Annotated in this window: 31 protein-coding genes and 2 tRNA genes; 31 read left to right on the top strand and 2 right to left on the bottom strand. The window is 31.4% G+C overall.

The window, feature by feature from the left end; genetic code table 11:
* Positions 1-133: 133 nt before the first annotated feature.
* Both ABGF48_RS01660 and ABGF48_RS01655 read right to left on the bottom strand, forming a co-directional pair.
* A tRNA-Leu gene (locus ABGF48_RS01660) sits at positions 134-218 on the bottom strand.
* A gap of 1 nt (position 219) precedes the next feature.
* Positions 220-294, bottom strand: a tRNA-His gene (locus tag ABGF48_RS01655).
* 125 nt (positions 295-419) lie between these two features.
* Here ABGF48_RS01655 and ABGF48_RS01650 point away from each other — a divergent pair.
* The 31 genes from ABGF48_RS01650 (at position 420) to ABGF48_RS01500 (ending at position 16,540) form a co-directional block, all read left to right on the top strand.
* Complete coding sequence (locus ABGF48_RS01650; RefSeq protein WP_408104617.1) at positions 420-1,646, top strand: dicarboxylate/amino acid:cation symporter; 1,227 nt, start codon at positions 420-422, stop codon at positions 1,644-1,646.
* Positions 1,647-2,498: 852 nt separating this feature from the next.
* The gene (gene rpsJ / locus ABGF48_RS01645) at positions 2,499-2,807 is read left to right on the top strand and encodes a 30S ribosomal protein S10 (protein WP_134711543.1); all 309 of its coding nucleotides are present in this window, start codon (positions 2,499-2,501) and stop codon (positions 2,805-2,807) included.
* 52 nt (positions 2,808-2,859) lie between these two features.
* Positions 2,860-3,492, top strand: coding sequence for a 50S ribosomal protein L3 (gene rplC, locus ABGF48_RS01640; protein ID WP_408104616.1), 633 nt, complete (start codon positions 2,860-2,862; stop codon positions 3,490-3,492).
* 14 nt (positions 3,493-3,506) lie between these two features.
* A complete protein-coding gene (gene rplD, locus ABGF48_RS01635) occupies positions 3,507-4,130 on the top strand; it encodes a 50S ribosomal protein L4 (protein WP_408104615.1) in 624 nt (207 codons plus the stop codon).
* Positions 4,130-4,423 carry a 50S ribosomal protein L23 gene (gene rplW, locus ABGF48_RS01630; RefSeq protein ID WP_408104614.1) on the top strand — a complete coding sequence of 98 codons (294 nt, stop codon included), beginning with the start codon at positions 4,130-4,132 and terminating at the stop codon, positions 4,421-4,423. The genes rplD and rplW overlap by 1 nt, the downstream gene beginning before the upstream one ends.
* Before the next feature lie 14 nt (positions 4,424-4,437).
* Positions 4,438-5,271 carry a 50S ribosomal protein L2 gene (rplB, locus tag ABGF48_RS01625; protein ID WP_408104613.1) on the top strand — a complete coding sequence of 278 codons (834 nt, stop codon included), beginning with the start codon at positions 4,438-4,440 and terminating at the stop codon, positions 5,269-5,271.
* Positions 5,272-5,287: 16 nt separating this feature from the next.
* A complete protein-coding gene (gene rpsS / locus ABGF48_RS01620; protein ID WP_134711539.1) occupies positions 5,288-5,572 on the top strand; it encodes a 30S ribosomal protein S19 in 285 nt (94 codons plus the stop codon).
* A gap of 10 nt (positions 5,573-5,582) precedes the next feature.
* Positions 5,583-5,918, top strand: a complete 336-nt coding sequence (gene rplV / locus ABGF48_RS01615) for a 50S ribosomal protein L22 (protein ID WP_408104612.1) — start codon at positions 5,583-5,585, stop codon at positions 5,916-5,918.
* Positions 5,919-5,927: 9 nt separating this feature from the next.
* On the top strand, positions 5,928-6,650 hold the full coding sequence (rpsC, locus tag ABGF48_RS01610) for a 30S ribosomal protein S3 (protein WP_408104611.1): 723 nt from the start codon (positions 5,928-5,930) through the stop codon (positions 6,648-6,650).
* Positions 6,651-6,698: 48 nt separating this feature from the next.
* Entirely contained in the window at positions 6,699-7,133 is a 435-nt protein-coding gene (rplP, locus tag ABGF48_RS01605) for a 50S ribosomal protein L16 (protein WP_408104610.1), read from the top strand.
* Positions 7,133-7,339, top strand: coding sequence for a 50S ribosomal protein L29 (gene rpmC, locus ABGF48_RS01600; RefSeq protein ID WP_134711535.1), 207 nt, complete (start codon positions 7,133-7,135; stop codon positions 7,337-7,339). The genes rplP and rpmC overlap by 1 nt, the downstream gene beginning before the upstream one ends.
* A 1-nt stretch (position 7,340) precedes the next feature.
* Complete coding sequence (rpsQ, locus tag ABGF48_RS01595; RefSeq protein WP_134711534.1) at positions 7,341-7,595, top strand: 30S ribosomal protein S17; 255 nt, start codon at positions 7,341-7,343, stop codon at positions 7,593-7,595.
* A 27-nt stretch (positions 7,596-7,622) separates the two neighbouring features.
* Entirely contained in the window at positions 7,623-7,991 is a 369-nt protein-coding gene (gene rplN / locus ABGF48_RS01590; protein ID WP_134711533.1) for a 50S ribosomal protein L14, read from the top strand.
* A gap of 10 nt (positions 7,992-8,001) precedes the next feature.
* A complete protein-coding gene (gene rplX, locus ABGF48_RS01585) occupies positions 8,002-8,313 on the top strand; it encodes a 50S ribosomal protein L24 (RefSeq protein ID WP_134711532.1) in 312 nt (103 codons plus the stop codon).
* Positions 8,314-8,325: 12 nt separating this feature from the next.
* Positions 8,326-8,868 carry a 50S ribosomal protein L5 gene (gene rplE, locus ABGF48_RS01580; RefSeq protein ID WP_408104609.1) on the top strand — a complete coding sequence of 181 codons (543 nt, stop codon included), beginning with the start codon at positions 8,326-8,328 and terminating at the stop codon, positions 8,866-8,868.
* A gap of 13 nt (positions 8,869-8,881) precedes the next feature.
* Entirely contained in the window at positions 8,882-9,067 is a 186-nt protein-coding gene (locus tag ABGF48_RS01575) for a type Z 30S ribosomal protein S14 (protein ID WP_005398628.1), read from the top strand.
* Between the two features lie 17 nt (positions 9,068-9,084).
* Complete coding sequence (rpsH, locus tag ABGF48_RS01570; protein ID WP_134711530.1) at positions 9,085-9,477, top strand: 30S ribosomal protein S8; 393 nt, start codon at positions 9,085-9,087, stop codon at positions 9,475-9,477.
* A gap of 21 nt (positions 9,478-9,498) precedes the next feature.
* Entirely contained in the window at positions 9,499-10,035 is a 537-nt protein-coding gene (gene rplF / locus ABGF48_RS01565) for a 50S ribosomal protein L6 (RefSeq protein ID WP_408104608.1), read from the top strand.
* Between the two features lie 12 nt (positions 10,036-10,047).
* On the top strand, positions 10,048-10,410 hold the full coding sequence (gene rplR, locus ABGF48_RS01560; protein ID WP_456264606.1) for a 50S ribosomal protein L18: 363 nt from the start codon (positions 10,048-10,050) through the stop codon (positions 10,408-10,410).
* A gap of 12 nt (positions 10,411-10,422) precedes the next feature.
* Positions 10,423-10,926 carry a 30S ribosomal protein S5 gene (gene rpsE / locus ABGF48_RS01555; RefSeq protein WP_408104607.1) on the top strand — a complete coding sequence of 168 codons (504 nt, stop codon included), beginning with the start codon at positions 10,423-10,425 and terminating at the stop codon, positions 10,924-10,926.
* 9 nt (positions 10,927-10,935) lie between these two features.
* Positions 10,936-11,118 carry a 50S ribosomal protein L30 gene (gene rpmD, locus ABGF48_RS01550; protein WP_134743865.1) on the top strand — a complete coding sequence of 61 codons (183 nt, stop codon included), beginning with the start codon at positions 10,936-10,938 and terminating at the stop codon, positions 11,116-11,118.
* Between the two features lie 10 nt (positions 11,119-11,128).
* Positions 11,129-11,578, top strand: coding sequence for a 50S ribosomal protein L15 (rplO, locus tag ABGF48_RS01545; protein WP_408104606.1), 450 nt, complete (start codon positions 11,129-11,131; stop codon positions 11,576-11,578).
* 1 nt (position 11,579) lies between these two features.
* The gene (gene secY, locus ABGF48_RS01540; RefSeq protein WP_408104605.1) at positions 11,580-12,863 is read left to right on the top strand and encodes a preprotein translocase subunit SecY; all 1,284 of its coding nucleotides are present in this window, start codon (positions 11,580-11,582) and stop codon (positions 12,861-12,863) included.
* A gap of 10 nt (positions 12,864-12,873) precedes the next feature.
* On the top strand, positions 12,874-13,515 hold the full coding sequence (locus tag ABGF48_RS01535; protein WP_408104604.1) for an adenylate kinase: 642 nt from the start codon (positions 12,874-12,876) through the stop codon (positions 13,513-13,515).
* A gap of 5 nt (positions 13,516-13,520) precedes the next feature.
* On the top strand, positions 13,521-13,814 hold the full coding sequence (locus ABGF48_RS01530; RefSeq protein WP_408104603.1) for a hypothetical protein: 294 nt from the start codon (positions 13,521-13,523) through the stop codon (positions 13,812-13,814).
* Between the two features lie 3 nt (positions 13,815-13,817).
* On the top strand, positions 13,818-14,036 hold the full coding sequence (gene infA, locus ABGF48_RS01525; RefSeq protein ID WP_134711522.1) for a translation initiation factor IF-1: 219 nt from the start codon (positions 13,818-13,820) through the stop codon (positions 14,034-14,036).
* 9 nt (positions 14,037-14,045) lie between these two features.
* The gene (rpmJ, locus tag ABGF48_RS01520; protein ID WP_005398614.1) at positions 14,046-14,159 is read left to right on the top strand and encodes a 50S ribosomal protein L36; all 114 of its coding nucleotides are present in this window, start codon (positions 14,046-14,048) and stop codon (positions 14,157-14,159) included.
* 12 nt (positions 14,160-14,171) lie between these two features.
* The gene (gene rpsM / locus ABGF48_RS01515; RefSeq protein WP_408104602.1) at positions 14,172-14,516 is read left to right on the top strand and encodes a 30S ribosomal protein S13; all 345 of its coding nucleotides are present in this window, start codon (positions 14,172-14,174) and stop codon (positions 14,514-14,516) included.
* A gap of 10 nt (positions 14,517-14,526) precedes the next feature.
* Positions 14,527-14,937 carry a 30S ribosomal protein S11 gene (gene rpsK, locus ABGF48_RS01510; protein WP_408104601.1) on the top strand — a complete coding sequence of 137 codons (411 nt, stop codon included), beginning with the start codon at positions 14,527-14,529 and terminating at the stop codon, positions 14,935-14,937.
* A 17-nt stretch (positions 14,938-14,954) separates the two neighbouring features.
* A complete protein-coding gene (gene rpsD, locus ABGF48_RS01505) occupies positions 14,955-15,542 on the top strand; it encodes a 30S ribosomal protein S4 (protein ID WP_408104600.1) in 588 nt (195 codons plus the stop codon).
* 26 nt (positions 15,543-15,568) lie between these two features.
* The gene (locus tag ABGF48_RS01500) at positions 15,569-16,540 is read left to right on the top strand and encodes a DNA-directed RNA polymerase subunit alpha (protein ID WP_408104599.1); all 972 of its coding nucleotides are present in this window, start codon (positions 15,569-15,571) and stop codon (positions 16,538-16,540) included.

Genomic DNA, 16,540 nt, shown 5'->3' with positions numbered 1-16,540 from the left:
CATGAATTTTATTATTATACTATAAAGATAAAGAATTTTGTTATTATACTATAAAGATAAAGAATTTTATTATTATGCCATGCAAAAAGAGATAGACTACTCTATCTCTTTTTGCGATAAATATATAATTGTATGGTGCGGGTGAGAGGAGTCGAACCCCCACATCCGAAGATACTAGATCCTAAGTCTAGCGCGTCTGCCAATTCCGCCACACCCGCATGGGGTGAGTAATGGGATTCGAACCCACGATACCAGGAGCCACAACCCTGTGCCTTGCCACTTGGCCATACTCACCACATAAATTTATTGAATACTTATATAATATATTATAATTTTCGTTATTTGTCAATTATTTTTAAAATATTTTACATATAACATTAAAAGTGGTAATATATTTAAAATTTAACAAGGAGAAGAAAATGAAAAAAGAAGAAAAAAGGTTGAGTTTACCTATAAAAATTCTAATAGCATTAGTTTTAGGTGTTTTAGTCGGTATTGTTATGACGGATCATTCTAAAATAGCGATTACATATATCAAGCCGTTTGGGGATGCGTTTTTAGCATTAATAAAAATGGTAGTTATTCCGCTGGTTTTTTGTTCTTTATTGGTAGGGATTGGATCCTTAAATAATATTAAGCAATTGGGAAGATTTGGACTAAAAACTATTATATTTTTTATGTTTACAACTGCGTTTGCGGTAATGCTTGGATTATTTTTGTCGAATTTACTTGATGTTTCGGCAGGATTTTCAATGAGTTCTGATATGGTAAAAAAATCAGATGTTGTAGTTAAAGAAGCTCCAACAATTTCTCAAACGATTATAAATATTATACCGTCAAATCCTGTTAAATCATTGGTAGATGGTAATATGTTACAAACAATTACATTTGCAATTATATTAGGAATAGCACTTTTAGAATCTGGAGAAAAAGGAAAAGAGGTATTTGGAATATTTGAAACCATTGCAAATGCAATGTATAAAATCATTTCATGGATTATGAATTTAGCTCCGATAGGAGTATTTGCTTTAATTGTACCTGCTATAGCGACAAATGGATCTGCTGTAATAGGTTCATTATTAAGATTGATATTAGTAGTATATTTTGTTTCAATCGTACATATTATTTTAGTTTACGGAATGTCGATTAAATTTATCGGAAAATTAAATCCTATAAAATTTTTTAAGAATGTTATGCCTGCAATTTTAACAGCTTTTTCAACATCATCAAGCTCTGGAACATTGCCTGTATCAATGAATGTATCTGAAAAATTAGGAGTATCAAAATCTGTATCTTCATTTGTATTACCTTTAGGATCAACTATAAATATGGATGGTACAGCGATTTATCAAGGCGTGTGTGCTATATTTATTGCTAAAGTTTTTGGGGTTGATTTAACATTAGGTCAACAGCTTATAATAGTTTTGTCAGCTACATTGGCATCAATTGGTACTGCTGGGGTGCCAGGAGCAGGAATGATAATGTTAGCTATGGTTCTACAAAGTGTAGGTTTACCGGTTGAAGGAATTGCCTTAGTTGCGGGTATTGACAGACCTCTTGATATGATGAGAACGGTAGTAAATGTAACTGGAGATATTACATGTTCGGTTATAGTTGCTAATACTGAAAATAAATTAAATAGATAAAAATAAAAGTTTGCATATGCATCTATTTCTTATTTTGTAGATTTGAGGAGGTGGATAAGCAAACTTTATTATTATATTAGTTTAAACTATAGTATCCCTATCAAAATCGAAAAATAGAAAAAAGAATGGGTAAATTTATGAGATTTTAACCAGAGAATACCCTATCAAAATTGAGAAATGGAATAAGAAATGGACTGTTTTTTGTTCTTTAGGGCAATTATGGTCCTATCAAAATTGAGAAATGGAATAAGGAATGGACTGTTTTTTGTTCTTTAGGGCAATTATGGTCCTATCAAAATTGAGAAATGGAATAAGGAATGGACTGTTTTTTGTGCTTTTGGGGAATTATGGTCCTATCAAAATTGAGAAATGGAATAAGGAATGGACTGTTTTTTGTGATTTGGGGCAATTATGGTCCTATCAAAATTGAAAAATAGAAGAAAGAATGGTGTAGATTTTTAAGATATATTCAAATGAAGGTATTCCGTAACTCAGAATTGAAAAATATAGAAATGTAAAAAATCTATAATTTAATATTAATTTATTTATAATGCCTTTAATAAAGAAAATATTACATATTTCTAATATATTAAAAAATATTAACATTTATTATCTAAAAGTTAATATTTTAGTATTTTACTTGATAAAAAATATTATTTTTAGTATTATATTTAGGTACTAATTTTAGCAAAGAAGTGAGAGGTTGCTTGAAACGCTGCTTCTAAGCGGTTCGAGGGAATTCGCACTGAGTTAGTTCAAATAAAAATTTGAGCGAGATAGCTTCGCTTTTTTTAATGAAAACGGTTAGTACACCCGGAAGAGAGTATGGCTATCAAGAATATAGGAGGAAAAATGGCTAAACAAAAAATAAGAATTAGATTAAGAGCTTACGATCATGATGTTATTGATTCATCAGCAGCAAAGATCGTAGATGCATGTAAGAGAAGTGGTGCGGACGTATCAGGTCCTATTCCATTACCTACAGAAATTGAAAAGGTAACAATAATCAGAGCTACTCATAAGTACAAAGATTCAAGAGAACAATTTGAACAAAGAACACATAAGAGATTAATCGATATTGTCAACCCAAATGGTAAAACATTAGACGCTCTTAAAAAATTAAATCTACCAGCTGGTGTAGATATCGAAATTAAGCTATAAAACTTAGTATGATTGTGCTAAAAGCATAATCCACTGTAAGAAAGGGGAAAAAATGAAAGGTTTATTAGGAAGAAAACTTGGTATGACACAAATTTTTGACGAAAATGGTCGTGTTACACCGGTTACAGTGGTTGAAGCTGGCCCTGTAGTTGTTACTCAAATTAAAACAGAAGAAAATGACGGTTACAAGGCAATTCAAGTTGGTTTCAAAGAAAGAAAAGAAAAACATTCAAACCAACCAATGAGAGGACATTTTGCAAAAGCTAATGTTGAATTAAAGAGATACTTAAGAGAATTCTTAGTAGAAAATACTGATGAATATACTCTAGGACAAGAGATAAAAGTAGATGTTTTCAGTGATAATGAAATCGTAGATGTAATCGGTACCTCAAAAGGTAAAGGAACACAAGGTTCAATCAAGAGACATAACTACAGTAGAGGTCCTGAAGCTCACGGTTCAAAATCACATAGAGTTGCAGGCGCAAGATCAGCAGGTTCTGATCCAGCTAGAGTGTTTAAAGGTAGAAAAGGCTCAGGTAAAATGGGTCACGATAGAGTTACAGTACAAAATCTAGAAATAGTTAAAGTAGATCTTGAAAGAAATCTACTACTTATTAAAGGTGCTATCCCAGGACCTAAGGGTGGACTAGTAACTGTTCAAGAAGCTAGAAAAGCATCAAAATAGGAAGGAGATAGTTTATGGCTAATGTTAATGTATTAGATATAAAAGGAAATAACGTTGGAAATATTGAATTACCAGAATCTTTATTTGGTGTTGAAATGAATGAACACGTTGTTTATGAAGTAGTTAAAAATCAATTAGCAAATAAAAGACAAGGCACACAATCAGCTAAAACTCGTGCTGAAGTAAGCGGTGGTGGTAAAAAACCTTGGAGACAAAAAGGTACAGGTAGAGCAAGACAAGGTTCTATAAGATCTCCTCAATGGAGAGGTGGTGGTATTGTATTCGCACCAAAACCAAGAGATTATTCATACTCAGTACCAAAAAAAGTTAGAAGATTAGCATTAAAATCTTTATTAACTTCAAAAGTTGTTGAAGATGAAATTATCGTATTAAACGAATTAAACTTAAATGAAATTAGCACAAAAAATGCTAAAACAATATTAGAAGCAATAAAAGCAGATAAAACAGCATACGTTGTTGTAGCTGAAGCTAATGAAAATGTATATAAATCATTTAGAAATGTTCCTGGTGTTGAAGTTGTAGTAGTAAACAACATGAATGTATATGATTTAATTAGACATAATTCATTAATCATTACAGAAGCTGCTGTTAAAAAAGCAGAGGAGGTATTCGCATAATGAAATCACCTTTTGATATTATATTAACTCCAGTAGTAAGTGAAAGATCTATGGATTTAATGGAAGAAAAGAAATATGTATTTAAAGTAAGTAAAAAAGCAAATAAGTCAGAAATTAAAGAAGCAGTTGAAAAGATTTTTGATGGTGTTAAAGTAGAAAAAGTTAACACAATTAATATGTTAGGAAAAACTACAAGATATGGTAACAAAGTAGGTAAAAAATCTGACTGGAAAAAAGCAATAGTTACATTAAAAGAAGATTCAAAAACAATTGAATTCTTTGAAAATATGTAAGATAGGGGGATGAAATGGCTATAAAAAAATATAAACCAACTTCTGCTGGGCTTCGTTCAATGTCAGTGTTATCTTATGATGAAATTACAAAGAAAGCACCAGAAAAATCATTGACAGCTCCACTAAAAAAATCAGGTGGTAGAAATAACTTAGGTAGAACTACTTCAAGATTTAGAGGTGGCGGAAATAAAAGAAAATATAGAATTATAGACTTCAAGAGAGATAAAGAAAATATACCAGGAAAAGTAGCTTCTATAGAATATGATCCAAATAGAACAGCTAATATAGCTTTAATCCACTATATTGATGGTGAAAAAAGATATATCTTAGCTCCTAAAGGATTAAAAGTTGGAGCAACAGTTGAAGCTGGTGAAAAAGCAGATATTATTGTAGGTAATGCAAAACAATTAAAAGATATCCCAGTAGGTACAACAATCCACAATATTGAATTAAAACCAGGTAAAGGTGGACAAATGGCAAGAACAGCTGGAGCAGAAGCTCAATTAGCTGGTAAAGAGGGAAAATATGGTATTGTAAGATTACCTTCCGGAGAAATAAGAAGAGTTGACATTAGATGTAAGGCAACAATTGGACAAGTTGGTAACTTGGAACATGAATTAGTTGTTTTAGGTAAAGCTGGTAAGTCAAGATACATGGGTAAAAGACCTCACGTAAGAGGATCTGCTATGAACCCTGTAGATCACCCACACGGTGGTGGTGAAGGTAGAACACCAGTAGGTAGACCACAACCAATGACACCATGGGGTAAGAAATCTCGTGGAGTTAAGACAAGAGACTTAAAGAAACAATCTAATAAAGATATCATAAGAAGAAGAAAAGGTAAATAGATCCAGGAGGTAAAGAATGGGTAGATCTCTAAAAAAGGGACCATTTTGTGATGACCACTTAATGAAAAAAGTGGAAGCTTTAAATGAAGCAAATGATAAAAAAGTTATTAAAACATGGTCAAGAAGATCAACAATATTTCCAGAATTTGTTGGCCATACAATAGCTATACATGACGGAAGAAAACACGTTCCAGTATATGTAACAGAAGACATGGTAGGACACAAGTTAGGTGAATTTGTACCAACAAGAACATATAGAGGACATGAAAAAAACGATAAAACAAGTAAAGTTAAGAAATAGGGGGGATAGAATGGAAGTAAGATCAGAAGCAAAATACGTACGTATTTCACCATTAAAAGTACATTTTATCTGTAGAGAAATAGTTGGTAAAAATGTTGATGAAGCATTAAATATTTTAAGATTTACACCAAAAAAAGGTGCTAAATTATTAGAAAAAGTATTATTATCAGCTATTGCTAATGCTGAAAACAACCACAATCTAAACAGAGATTTATTAGTTGTAGAAAAAGCTTGGGCAAATGATGGTCCAACCATGAAGAGAATTAGACCTAAAGCAAAAGGTTCAGCTTATCCAATACTTAAAAGAACATCACATATTGGTGTTGTTGTAAGAGAAGAAGAATAGGAGGAATGTATGGGTCAAAAAGTTAATCCACATGGTATGAGAGTTGGGATTATTAAAGATTGGAATTCCAAATGGTTTGCAGATAAAAAAGATTTCGGAAAATTATTAGCAGAAGATAATAAGATTAGAAAATATGTAAAAAAAGAACAATATCAATCAGGAGTTTCTAAAGTTGATATTGAAAGAACATTAAATAAAGTTAAAGTTACAGTTTACACAGCTAAACCAGGTATGATTATCGGTAAAGGTGGAGCTGGAGTAGAAGATTTAAAAGTAGCTTTAGAAAAAATGACAGGTAAACAAGTTATTGTTAATGTTGAAGAAGTAAAAAATACTGGTGTTAATGCTCAATTACAAGCAGAAAAAATTGCAAGTGATTTAGAAAGAAGAATTACATTCAGAAGAGCTATGAAACAAGCAATCCAAACAACAATGAAATCAGGAGCAAAAGGTATTAAAACTCAAGTTTCTGGTAGATTAGGTGGAGCAGATATGGCTAGAACAGAAGGATATTCAGAAGGTAATATTCCTCTACAAACTTTAAGAGCTGATATCGAATACGGATTTGCAGAAGCTGACACAACATACGGAAAATTAGGTGTTAAAGTTTGGATTTACAAAGGTGAAATCTTACCAGGACAAAAAGCTGTAGAAGAAGTTAAACCACAAAATTCAAAAAATAACAACAGAAATTCTAAAAATAGAAATAGAAGAGAAAAGAACAATAGATAAGAGAATTTACGCTCCAATTATTTTTAATTGGTAGAAGGAGGATAAATTATGCTAATGCCTAAAAGAGTAAAGCGTCGTAGAGTTCATAGAGGCAGAATGAAAGGTAACGCTCAAAGAGGTAACCAACTTGCATATGGTGATTATGGTCTACAAGCATTAGAACCACACTGGATAACTTCAAATCAAATTGAAGCAGCCAGAAGAGCTATGACAAGATATATTAAAAGAGGTGGTAATATCTGGATTAAGATATTTCCAGATAAACCAGTTACAAAAAAACCTGCAGAAGTAAGAATGGGTTCTGGTAAAGGTGCTCCTGAATATTGGGTAGCAGTAGTTAAACCAGGTAGAATTATGTTTGAAATGGGTGGAGTTGCAGAAGATGTAGCTAGAGAAGCTATGAGACTTGCAAGTGCTAAATTGCCTATCAAAACAAAATTTGTTACTCGTGCAAGTTCTGAAGAAAGCGAGGGAAATAAATAATGAAAGCTACAGAAATAAGAAAATTATCTGATAAAGAACTTAATAATAAATTACTTAGCTTAAAAGAAGAGTTATTTAACTTAAGATTCCAAGCAGCTACAGGACAAATTGAAAGTATGAGTTCAATCGGAAAAATTAAACAAGATATAGCAAGAGTAAAAACAATCATAACAGAAAGAAAATTAAACTTAAATAAGGAGGCTTAATATGGAAAGAAATAATAGAAGAACCATTATCGGTTTAGTAGTATCTGATAAAATGGATAAGACTATTTCAGTAGAAGTATCAAAGTCTGTTAAGCATCCAATTTATAAGAAATTTGTAACAAGAAGTAAAAAAGTAAAAGCACATGACGAAAATAATGTTGCTAATATAGGCGACAAAGTTCTATTAATGGAAACAAGACCTTTATCAAAGACAAAAAGATTTAGACTTGTTGAAGTATTAGAACAAGCTAAATAACTTTTATTTCTGGAAAGGAGAATTTGAATGATTCAAGCAGAAACACGTATGAGAGTTGCAGATAATTCAGGTGCAAAAGAACTACTAGTTATAAAAGTATTAGGCGGATCAAAAAGAAAATACGCTAACATTGGTGACGTAGTAGTATGTTCAGTTAAAAGTGCTACTCCAGGTGGAGTTGTAAAAAAAGGTGCAGTTGTTAAAGCAGTTATTGTTAGAACAGTAAGTGGTATCGATAGAGAAGATGGTTCATACATCAAATTTGATGACAACGCTGCAGTTATCGTAAAGGATGATAAAAACCCAGCTGGTACACGTATTTTTGGACCTGTAACAAGAGAACTTAGAGCAAATGGATTTATGAAAATAATATCATTAGCTCCAGAAGTTTTATAAGGAGGCTAAAATGCATATTAAGACTGGTGATAAAGTACAAGTTATTAAAGGTAAAGATAAAGGTAAAGTTGGTAAAGTATTAGAAGCATTACCAAAGAAAAACAGAGTTGTTGTTGAGGGTGTTAATGTTCAAATTAAACATAAAAAACCTACACAAGCTGGACAACAAGGTGGAATTATTGAAACAGAAGGTGCAATTCATGCATCAAACGTTTTATTATTTGATGAAAAATTAGGCAGAGGTGTTAGAACAAGAACTGAAATCGTAGATGGAAAGAAAGTTCGTGTTTCAACAAAATCTGGCAATAAGTTAGACAAGTAGGAAGGAGAAACAATGGCTTCAAGATTAAAAGAATTATATAAAAATGAAGTTTTACCTGCGTTAGTAAAAGAGTTTGAATATAAGAATGTTATGCAGGCTCCAAAACTTGAAAAAATAATAGTAAACATTGGTTTAGGTGAAGCTAAAGATAATGTAAAACTATTAGAATCAGCTGTAGAAGAATTAAGAACAATTACAGGACAACATCCAGTAATTACAAAAGCTAAAAAATCTATTTCTAACTTTAAATTACGTGAAGGACAATCAATCGGTTGTAAAGTAACTTTACGTGGACAAAGAATGGAAGATTTTTTTGATAAATTAGTTAATATTGCATTACCTAGAGTTAGAGACTTTAGAGGAGTTTCATCAACATCATTTGATGGTAGAGGAAACTACGCTTTAGGTATTAAAGAACAATTAATTTTCCCAGAAATCGTATTTGATAAAATTGAACAAATAAGAGGTATGGATATAATTGTTGTAACTACTGCTGAAACTGATGAAGAAGGTAGAGCATTACTAGCAAAATTAGGTATGCCCTTTAAGAAGTAAGTAAGGAGATAATATGGCTAAAAAGTCAATGATTGCAAAACAACAAAGAAAACAAAAATTCTCAACAAGAGAATACACAAGATGTAGTCTATGCGGTAGACCACATTCAGTATTAAAGAAATATGGAATTTGTCGTATATGTTTTAGAGAACTTGCATACAAGGGTGAAATACCTGGTGTGAAAAAATCAAGTTGGTAAGAGGGAGGTATATACTTATGATGACTGATCCAATAGCAGATATGCTATCAAGAATTAGAAACGGTAATTTAGCAAAACACAAATCAGTAGAAGTTCCAGCATCTAATATTAAAAAAGACCTTGCTCAAATCTTATTAGACGAAGGATATATTAAAGGTTTTTACGTAACTGAAGATGATAAACAAGGAATTATTACAATCGACTTAAAATATGTTGATGAACAAAGAGTAATTTCAGGATTAAAAAGAATTTCAAAACCTGGACGTAGAGTATACGTTGCAGCACAAGATATACCTCAAGTATTAAATGGCTTAGGTACTGCAATAGTTTCTACATCAAAAGGAATGATGACAGATAAAAAAGCAAGACAAGAAAATGTAGGTGGCGAAGTAATCTGCTACGTTTGGTAGTATTTCAACAAGGAGGAAGATATGTCAAGAATTGGATTGAAACCAATAGAAATCCCTGCTGGTGTTGAAATTAAATTTAATGATGGACTAGTAGAAGTAAAAGGTCCTAAAGGAAATTTAACTCAAGAAGTAAGCAGAGGATTCGAATTAGAATTTGAAGAAAATCAAGTAACAGTAAAAAGACCTTCAGAATCAAAACAACATAGATCATTACACGGATTATACAGAACATTAATCGCTAACATGATTGTTGGTGTAACTGAAGGATACAAAAAACAATTAGAAATAATTGGTACTGGATATAGAGCACAAAAACAAGGTAATAAGTTAAACTTAAGCTTAGGTTTTTCACATCCTGTAATATTAGAAGATCCAGAAGGAATAACAACTGAAGTACCTAATGAAAGAGTTATTATTGTTAGTGGAATTGATAAACAATTAGTTGGTAATTACACAGCAAAAATAAGAGCATTTAGATCACCAGAACCATATAAAGGAAAAGGTATTAAATACTCAGACGAATACATTAGAAGAAAAGTTGGTAAGACTGGTAAATAGGAGGGAGTGATTATGTCAAAATTCAGTAAAAAAGAAAATAGAAAAGCTAGACATTTAAGAGTTAGAAAAAAACTTAGTGGTACTCCTGACAAACCAAGACTAAATATGTATAAGAGTAATGCTAACATCTATGCTCAAATCATTGATGATGTTAATGGAGTAACTTTAGTGAGTGCTTCAACATTAGATAAAGATTTAAAAGGTGAAAATGTAGGAGCAAATATTGAATCAGCTAAAAAAGTTGGAACATTAGTTGCTAAACGTGCATTGGAAAAAGGTATAGAAGAAGTAGTATTCGATAGATCAGGTTATATATATCACGGCAAAGTAAAAGAACTAGCAGAATCAGCAAGAGAAGCTGGTTTGAAATTTTAGTCGGGAGGAAACATGAGAAAAGATAAAAAACAAAACTTATCAGAATATGAAGAAAAAGTTGTTGATATCGCTAGAGTTACTAAAGTAGCTAAAGGTGGTAGAACAATGAGATTCTCAGCTTTAGTAGTTGTTGGAAACAAAAAAGGATCTGTTGGCGTTGGTATGGGAAAAGCAAATGAAGTACCAGAAGCTATTAGAAAAGGTGTTGAAGACGCAAAGAAAAATGCTGTGAATATTAATGTAGTTAATGGGACAATTCCTCACGAAATTTACGGTTCTAAAGGTGCTGGTTTAGTACTATTAAAACCTGCTAAAGAAGGGGTTGGAGTTATCGCTGGTGGTCCAGTTCGTGCCGTATGTGAATTAGCTGGTATAACAAATATTCGTGCTAAATCATTAGGTTCATCAAATGCTAAGAGTGTTGTTAATGCAACAATAGCTGGATTAAAAGCAATCAAGACAGTTGAAGAAGTAGCTAAACTTCGTGGTAAAAGTGTTGATGAAATACTAAACTAGGAGGATGAAATGGCTAAATTAGAAATTAAACTTATTAAAAGTAAAATCGGTAGATTAGAAAAACATATTAGAACTGTTGAAGCATTAGGTTTAAGAAAAATCGGACAAACTGTAGTTAAAGAAGCAACACCTGCTATATTAGGTATGGTTAAGTCAATCGACTTTATGCTTGAAGTAAAAGAAGTGAAATAGGAGGTGTACGATGAAATTACATGATTTAAGACCGGCACCAGGTGGAGAAGTTAAGAGAAAGAAAAGAGTTGGACGTGGACACGCTACAGGATGGGGAAAGACATCTGGACGTGGACAAAAAGGTCAAAAGGCTAGATCAGGTGGTGGTGTAAGACCAGGATTTGAAGGTGGCCAAATGCCTTTATTCCAAAGATTACCAAAAAGAGGTTTTACAAATAATTTTGCAAAACAATATGGTGAAGTTAACTTATCTCAATTAAATAGATTTGAAGAAGGAACAGAAATAACACCAGAATTATTATTTGAAGCTGGCTTAGTAAAAAGAGCAAAAGCAAAAGACGGTATTAAGATTTTAGGTTCCGGAGAACTAGAAAAGAAACTAGTTGTTAAATCCCATAAATTTACAAAATCTGCAGAAGAGAAAATTAATTCTCTAGGGGGAAGGGCAGAGGTGATCTAAGATGTTTAGAACATTTGCAAATGCCTGGAAAATTGAAGATTTAAGAAAAAAATTAATTTTTACATTATTGATGTTAGTTGTATTCAGATTAGGTAATGTTTTACCATTACCTTTTGTTGACATCAAAATTGTTAAACAAATCTATTCTGGAGCAGCTGGTTCAATTTTAGGAATACTTAACCAAATTACAGGTGGTGGACTAGCAAGTTTATCAGTATTCGCTTTAGGGGTTGGACCATATATTACATCATCTATCGTTGTTCAATTGTTAACATTCGCAATTCCTCAATTAGAAGAATTGTCAAAACAAGGGGAACAAGGTAGAAAGAAAATTCAAAAAATAACAAAAGTTTTAGGATTAGTGTTAGCTATTTTACAAGCATACGGTATTGTTATAGGTATATTTAGTACAGTATTTACTGCACAAGGATTATTACCAAAATTAATAGTTATTACAGCTTTAGTTGCTGGATCACAATTTATTGTATGGATTGGTGAAATGATTACAGAACATGGAATTGGAAATGGTATCTCTATGATAATTTTCTTAGGAATAATTTCAAGATTACCAGATTCAATAATCGGATGGATTAGTACATTATTATCAGCACAATTTTCAAAAGTATGGTGGAAAGCTTTAATTCTGTTAGTAATAACACTGTTATCTGTAGTATTTGTAATTTTACTAACACAAGGTGAAAGAAGAATTCCAGTACAATACGCTAAAAGGGTCGTTGGTAGAAAAATGTACGGTGGTTCATCAACACATATTCCAATTAAGGTTAATATGAGTGGTGTTATGCCTGTAATTTTTGCTTCATCATTACTAGCATTACCTCAAACAATAGCATTGATAACTGGTGGTGGATTTGCAAGTTTCGTACAAAAGTATCTGAATTCAAATTCAACTATAAGTGTATTGACATTAGTTGTTGTACAATTTTTACTTGTTATAGTATTTGCATACTTCTATAATTCAATACAATTTAACCCATATGAATATTCAAAGAACTTACAACAAAATGGTGGATTTATCCCAGGAATTAGACCTGGTAAACCAACAACAGACTTTTTAGCAAAAATTGTAAATAGAATTACATTAATCGGTGCTTTAGGATTAGGTATTATTGCTGCTGCACCAAGATTATTTGGACATTTCATGGGTATTGCATTAATGTTAGGTGGTACATCAATAATTATCGCTGTTGGGGTAATTATCGAAACAGAAAAACAATTAGAAGCAATGATGCAAATGAGACATTATAAAGGTTTCTTAAATAAATAAGGGGAAAGTTATGATATTAATATTATTAGGACCTCCGGGAGCTGGTAAAGGATCCCAAGCTACAAAAATAATAAATGAATTTGGTGTCACACATATTTCAACTGGAGATATTTTTAGAAAAAATATCAAAGAAGAAACAGAATTAGGATTAAAAGTTAAAGAAATAATTGCATCAGGATCATTAGTTTCTGATGAATTGACAAACGAATTAGTTTTTGATCGATTAGCTAATGAAAATTCAGAATCAGGATTTATGTTAGATGGGTATCCTAGAAATATTAATCAAGCAAAAGCTTTAGACGAATGGTTATCAAAAAATAATAAAGAACTTACAAAAGTTATATATATAGATGCAGATATAGAAGTTTTAATTTCAAGAATATCTGGAAGAAGAGTATGTAAAAACTGTGGAGCTACTTATCACGTAACAAATCTTCCACCAAAGGTAGAAGGTATATGTGACGTTTGTGGTTCACAATTAGTTCAAAGACCAGACGACAATGAAGAAACCGCTAGACAAAGAATAGAAATATATGAAGAACAAACTTCACCATTGATTAATTATTATGAAAAAGTTGGTAAATTACAAAAATTCAACGGAAATAATGAAATTGATGAAGTTTATGTAGAAATAGAAAATTCTCTGAAGTAATTCATATGAGCTTAACGAAAAAAAATAAATGTGAATTTGTTTTAGGTCAACTTTGTATATCAAAGCAAGGACGTGACAAAGGAAAAGTATATATCGTGTATGAGTTTGTAGATGAGGATTATATTCTATTAGTTAATGGAAAAGATAAGAAAATCAATAATCCAAAAAAGAAGAATAAAAAACATTTACAAATAGTAAATCAAAATATTAAAGATTTTGAAAAATTGAAATCTATAGATAAAATAGATGACTTGTTAATTAAAAGAAATATTAAATTGAAATTACAGGAGGAAGCTTAATCTATGTCAAATAAAGAAGTAATAGAAGTTTCAGGTAAGATAAAGGAAGCTTTACCAAATACAATATTTATTGTAGAACTTGAAAACGGACATGAAATACAAGCTCACATTTCAGGAAAATTAAGAATGAATTATATAAGAATTCTTCCAGGGGACGAGGTTACAGTTGAAATGTCACCATACGATCTAACCAAGGGAAGAATTACTTGGAGAAAGAAATAGGGGGATTTTATGAAAGTAAGACCATCAGTAAAAAAAATGTGTGAAAAATGTAAAATTATCAGAAGAAAAGGTAAAGTAATGGTAATTTGCGAAAATCCAAAACACAAACAAAAACAAGGTTAAGGAGGCAGGACTTTGGCAAGAATATCAGGCGTTGATTTACCAAGAGAAAAAAGAGTAGAAATTGGTTTAACATATATCTTTGGAATTGGTAGAGCAAGATCAAATAAAATTTTATCTGATGCTGGAGTAAATCCTGACACAAGAGTTAAGGATCTTACAGAAAGCGAATTATCAGCAATTAGAGATCAAATCGACAAGTACACACTTGAAGGTGATCTAAGAAGAGACATTAGTATGAATATTAAAAGACTTCGTGAAATTAACAGCTATAGAGGACGTAGACATAAAATGAATCTACCTGTTAGAGGTCAAAATACTAAAAATAATTCAAGAACTCGTAAAGGTAAGAAAAAATAGGGGGTAGAATTTGGCAAAAGCAACTAAAAATGCACGTGGTAAACAAACTCGTGTAAGAAAAAGAGATAGAAAGCAAATAGAAAGAGGCCAAGCTCATATCAATTCAACATTTAACAACACAATGGTTATGTTAACAGATATGAATGGTAATGCTATTTCTTGGGCATCAGCTGGTCAATTAGGATTCAAAGGTTCTAGAAAATCTACTCCATTTGCTGCACAACAAGCAGCTGAAGAAGCAGCTAAAAAAGCTATGGAACATGGATTAAAATCTGTAGAAGTTTTTGTAAAAGGACCAGGATCAGGAAGAGAGTCAGCAATAAGAGCTTTACAAACTGTAGGTTTAACAATCAACAGAATTAAAGACGTTACTCCAATACCTCACAATGGTTGTAGACCACCAAAGAAGAGAAGAGTATAGGGGAGGATTTATAAGATATGGCAAGATATAAAGGACCAGTACTTAAAAGAGCTAGAGCATTAGGTTTAGCACCACAAGTATTAGGAATTAATAAAAAATCAAATAAAAATCCTGGAAAAGGTAAAAACAAATTAAGTGAGTATGGTTTACAATTAAAAGAAAAACAAAAAGCTAAATTTGTTTATGGAATTTTAGAAAAACAATTTAGAAAAGTATACAAGACTGCTGAAAAAATGTCAGGTATTACAGGTGAAAATCTTTTACAATTATTAGAATTAAGATTTGACAATGTTGTTTATAGAATGGGATTTGCTAAAACTAGAAATGAAGCTAAACAATTAATTTCTCATGGACATTTCTTAGTAAATGGAAGCAAAGTAGACATTCCTTCATATAGATTGGCTCAAGGTGATGTAATCGCTGTAAGAGAAAAATCAAGAAGAAATGGTGTATTTAAATATACAGAAGATAAAGTATGGAATCAAGCTAAATGGGTTAGCGTTGATACAGAAAAATTAGAAGGAAAAGTAGAATCTAATCCAAATAGAGAAGATATTGATTTTGAAATCAATGAACAATTAATAGTTGAGTTATATTCAAGATAATAGTTTAAAGCACAGGAGGCAAATCCGTGATAGAAAAGCTAAATACAAAAATTGAAATTTTAGAAATAAACGAAGAAAAGAATCTTGGTCGTTTCGTAATCTCTCCACTAGAAAGAGGTTACGGGACAACTTTAGGAAACAGTATGAGAAGAGTGCTATTATCTTCATTACCAGGATCTGCTATTTCAAGTATAAAGTTTGATGAAGGTGTATTACATGAATTTACAACTGTAAAAGGTGTAATAGAAGATGTTCCGGAAATTATATTAAATATTAAAGGAATAGCTATAAAAAAACTTTCGGATAATAATGATCCTATTAATTTAAGATTAGATGTTGAAGGACCTAAAATTGTAACTGCTGGTGATATTTCTGGAGATGTCAATTTAGAAATTATAAATAAAGATCACTATATAGCTACAATTAATGATGAAGGATCCATACATATGGATTTAACTGTTGTAGATGGTACAGGATATTCTGTAGCTGATCAACATAAGCCAGAAAATCCTCCAGTGGGATTAATTTCTATAGATTCATCATTTACACCTGTAACAAAAGTTAACTTCATTGTTGAAAAAACAAGAGTTGGTCAAATAATTGATTTTGATAAATTGATATTAGAAGTTACAACAAATGGAACAATTACACCACAAGAAGCTGTTGCAGACGGATCTAACATTTTAATAAATTACTTAAACTTCTTTACTGAACTACCAAATATTGATCAAGAAGTTGTAGTGACAGAAGAAGATGAAGAAGAAAATGAAGATGAAACTCAACAATTACTAAGTCTAACAATTGAAGAACTTGACTTGAACTTAAGAGCATTTAATTGTTTGAAGAGAGCTGGATTAAATACAGTAGAACAAATACTTGAAGTTCCAATGAATAAATTAGCAAAAATTAAGAATTTTGGTAAGAAGTCATTTGTTGAAGTTAAGGAAAAAATTGAAAGTTTAGGACTAAAATTATTAGATGATAATGAGGAAGAGTAA

It is taken from the genome of Helcococcus bovis, from assembly GCF_046035835.1.
In the GTDB taxonomy this organism is placed as follows: domain Bacteria; phylum Bacillota; class Clostridia; order Tissierellales; family Peptoniphilaceae; genus Helcococcus; species Helcococcus bovis.
The sequence above is the reverse complement of the archived record's forward strand: the minus strand, read 5'-3'. Positions and strand labels throughout refer to the sequence as shown.

Excerpts from the sequence above, each read along its gene's own strand:
- ABGF48_RS01650 (WP_408104617.1), top strand. The coding sequence starts at position 420 with ATGAAAAAAGAAGAAAAAAGGTTGAGTTTACCTATAAAAATTCTAATA.
- rpsJ (WP_134711543.1), top strand. The coding sequence starts at position 2,499 with ATGGCTAAACAAAAAATAAGAATTAGATTAAGAGCTTACGATCATGAT.
- rplC (WP_408104616.1), top strand. The coding sequence starts at position 2,860 with ATGAAAGGTTTATTAGGAAGAAAACTTGGTATGACACAAATTTTTGAC.
- rplD (WP_408104615.1), top strand. The coding sequence starts at position 3,507 with ATGGCTAATGTTAATGTATTAGATATAAAAGGAAATAACGTTGGAAAT.
- rplW (WP_408104614.1), top strand. The coding sequence starts at position 4,130 with ATGAAATCACCTTTTGATATTATATTAACTCCAGTAGTAAGTGAAAGA.
- rplB (WP_408104613.1), top strand. The coding sequence starts at position 4,438 with ATGGCTATAAAAAAATATAAACCAACTTCTGCTGGGCTTCGTTCAATG.
- rpsS (WP_134711539.1), top strand. The coding sequence starts at position 5,288 with ATGGGTAGATCTCTAAAAAAGGGACCATTTTGTGATGACCACTTAATG.
- rplV (WP_408104612.1), top strand. The coding sequence starts at position 5,583 with ATGGAAGTAAGATCAGAAGCAAAATACGTACGTATTTCACCATTAAAA.
- rpsC (WP_408104611.1), top strand. The coding sequence starts at position 5,928 with ATGGGTCAAAAAGTTAATCCACATGGTATGAGAGTTGGGATTATTAAA.
- rplP (WP_408104610.1), top strand. The coding sequence starts at position 6,699 with ATGCTAATGCCTAAAAGAGTAAAGCGTCGTAGAGTTCATAGAGGCAGA.
- rpmC (WP_134711535.1), top strand. The coding sequence starts at position 7,133 with ATGAAAGCTACAGAAATAAGAAAATTATCTGATAAAGAACTTAATAAT.
- rpsQ (WP_134711534.1), top strand. The coding sequence starts at position 7,341 with ATGGAAAGAAATAATAGAAGAACCATTATCGGTTTAGTAGTATCTGAT.
- rplN (WP_134711533.1), top strand. The coding sequence starts at position 7,623 with ATGATTCAAGCAGAAACACGTATGAGAGTTGCAGATAATTCAGGTGCA.
- rplX (WP_134711532.1), top strand. The coding sequence starts at position 8,002 with ATGCATATTAAGACTGGTGATAAAGTACAAGTTATTAAAGGTAAAGAT.
- rplE (WP_408104609.1), top strand. The coding sequence starts at position 8,326 with ATGGCTTCAAGATTAAAAGAATTATATAAAAATGAAGTTTTACCTGCG.
- ABGF48_RS01575 (WP_005398628.1), top strand. The coding sequence starts at position 8,882 with ATGGCTAAAAAGTCAATGATTGCAAAACAACAAAGAAAACAAAAATTC.
- rpsH (WP_134711530.1), top strand. The coding sequence starts at position 9,085 with ATGATGACTGATCCAATAGCAGATATGCTATCAAGAATTAGAAACGGT.
- rplF (WP_408104608.1), top strand. The coding sequence starts at position 9,499 with ATGTCAAGAATTGGATTGAAACCAATAGAAATCCCTGCTGGTGTTGAA.
- rplR (WP_456264606.1), top strand. The coding sequence starts at position 10,048 with ATGTCAAAATTCAGTAAAAAAGAAAATAGAAAAGCTAGACATTTAAGA.
- rpsE (WP_408104607.1), top strand. The coding sequence starts at position 10,423 with ATGAGAAAAGATAAAAAACAAAACTTATCAGAATATGAAGAAAAAGTT.
- rpmD (WP_134743865.1), top strand. The coding sequence starts at position 10,936 with ATGGCTAAATTAGAAATTAAACTTATTAAAAGTAAAATCGGTAGATTA.
- rplO (WP_408104606.1), top strand. The coding sequence starts at position 11,129 with ATGAAATTACATGATTTAAGACCGGCACCAGGTGGAGAAGTTAAGAGA.
- secY (WP_408104605.1), top strand. The coding sequence starts at position 11,580 with ATGTTTAGAACATTTGCAAATGCCTGGAAAATTGAAGATTTAAGAAAA.
- ABGF48_RS01535 (WP_408104604.1), top strand. The coding sequence starts at position 12,874 with ATGATATTAATATTATTAGGACCTCCGGGAGCTGGTAAAGGATCCCAA.
- ABGF48_RS01530 (WP_408104603.1), top strand. The coding sequence starts at position 13,521 with ATGAGCTTAACGAAAAAAAATAAATGTGAATTTGTTTTAGGTCAACTT.
- infA (WP_134711522.1), top strand. The coding sequence starts at position 13,818 with ATGTCAAATAAAGAAGTAATAGAAGTTTCAGGTAAGATAAAGGAAGCT.
- rpmJ (WP_005398614.1), top strand. The coding sequence starts at position 14,046 with ATGAAAGTAAGACCATCAGTAAAAAAAATGTGTGAAAAATGTAAAATT.
- rpsD (WP_408104600.1), top strand. The coding sequence starts at position 14,955 with ATGGCAAGATATAAAGGACCAGTACTTAAAAGAGCTAGAGCATTAGGT.